This window comes from Acidovorax sp. K2F (genome assembly GCF_025246485.1).
GTDB classification, from domain to species: Bacteria; Pseudomonadota; Gammaproteobacteria; order Burkholderiales; family Burkholderiaceae_C; genus Acidovorax; species Acidovorax delafieldii.
In genome coordinates this window covers 1-1,506 of sequence record NZ_JAOBSQ010000091.1, presented here as the reverse complement: position 1 = coordinate 1,506, position 1,506 = coordinate 1, and the positions used below count along the sequence as shown (strand labels likewise).

Genomic DNA, 1,506 nt, shown 5'->3' with positions numbered 1-1,506 from the left:
GCCTCGACAGCGGGCAACCATGACGGCCGAGTTCAGCCTCGACGCCCTGCTGCGCGGCAACGCCAAGGACCGCACCGAGATCGCGGCGAAGAAGGTGCAGAACGGCTTGGCCACTCGAAATGAGATGCGCCAGTTGGAGAACGAACCGCCCATCGATGGTGGCGACGTGATCACGGTGCAAACCAACCTACTGCCCATCGACAAGCTGGGCAAGGTGCCAACGAAAGGAACCAGCAATGCTGATTCGGAAAACCCTATCGCTCAGTGACGTATCCCTGAAGATGGAAGGGGACACCGGCAAGTTCACCGGCTATGCCTCGGTCTTCAACGGTGTGGACGCCGCCGGCGACACCATCTTGCGCGGGGCCTTCCTCGAAACGCTGAGCCAGGCGCACCCCAAGATGTTCTGGAACCACAAGTGGGACATGCCCATTGGGAAATGGACCGTGGCGCGCGAGGACGAGAAGGGCCTGTTTGTAGAAGGCGAACTGACCAAGGGCCTCGCCCTGGCCGACGATGTGCACGCGGCCATGAAGCACGGCACCCTGGACGGCCTGAGCATCGGCGGCATGCTCAAGCGTGGCGACTACGACGAAACGAAGACGGGCCGGACCATCCGCAAGTGGTCCCGCCTGGTGGAGGTGTCCCCTGTGGTGTTCCCTGCCGATGGCATGGCCCGCATAGACACCGCCAGCGTGAAGTCTCTGGACTTCGAGGCGCTACTGCCCGAGTGCAAGACGGAACGGGATATTGAACGGCTGCTGCGGGATGCGGGGCTGGGCAAGTGGGAGGCGATGGCAACCGTCTCCCGGGCCAAGGCGATCTTCTCGGGACGGGATGTCCCCGACGACGCAGAAGCCAAGACTGAGCGCCTGATCCTGGAGCGACTCCAGCGTTTGGCCGCATAGCCACTCACCCCTAACCCGCAACCAATGACCGCCCGAGAGGCGGTTTTTTCATTTCAGAAAGACGCATATGAAAAAGTCTCTTTTCTCCTTCCGCGCAATGGCTCTTCTGGCTGTTGCCTTCGTCGCACTGGGCGCTCAAGCCGCCGGCGTGGATATCCCTGCGCTCGTGGCAAGCAATCCGCACATGGCGTTGGGCCTCACCGGCTTTGCAATGCTCGGCGAACTCGACGGCACCTCCATCATGAAGGCTCTCGACGCAGTGGAGAGCAAACTGACCGCCATGTCCGAGAAGGCCGACGGCGAGATGAAGACCCTCGGCAAGGTGGCCACCGACACCAAGACCGCGCTGGAAAACATCGGCGTTGAGCAGCGCACCCTGGCCGAGCGCCTGACCCAGCTCGAACAGAAGGGCTCTGCGCCTGGCCAGGAACAGCCTGAAGACACCAGCTGGGGCGCGCAGGTTATCAAGTCCGCCGCCTTCGAAGCGTTCAACGCTGGCCAGACGCAGAAGGCGCGTATCGAGGTCAAGAACACGCTGACTGGCAGTGACGTGACCGTAGCTCCCGACCGCCGCCAGGGCATCGTGCCCGGCGCCCAA

Annotated in this window: 2 protein-coding genes and 1 pseudogene; all 3 read left to right on the top strand. The window is 62.7% G+C overall.

Going from position 1 to position 1,506, the window contains the following annotated elements:
* Nucleotides 1–268: pseudogene (locus N4G42_RS25350) on the top strand (phage portal protein); the annotation flags it as partial.
* Nucleotides 237–908 (top strand): HK97 family phage prohead protease, encoded by a 672-nt coding sequence (locus N4G42_RS25345; RefSeq protein WP_260669161.1) that lies wholly within the window; start codon nucleotides 237–239, stop codon nucleotides 906–908. The pseudogene N4G42_RS25350 and the gene N4G42_RS25345, both read left to right, overlap by 32 nt.
* A gap of 67 nt (nucleotides 909–975) precedes the next feature.
* Nucleotides 976–1,506 (top strand): hypothetical protein (locus tag N4G42_RS25340; RefSeq protein ID WP_260669160.1); only part of this gene is annotated, 531 nt, incomplete at its 3' end.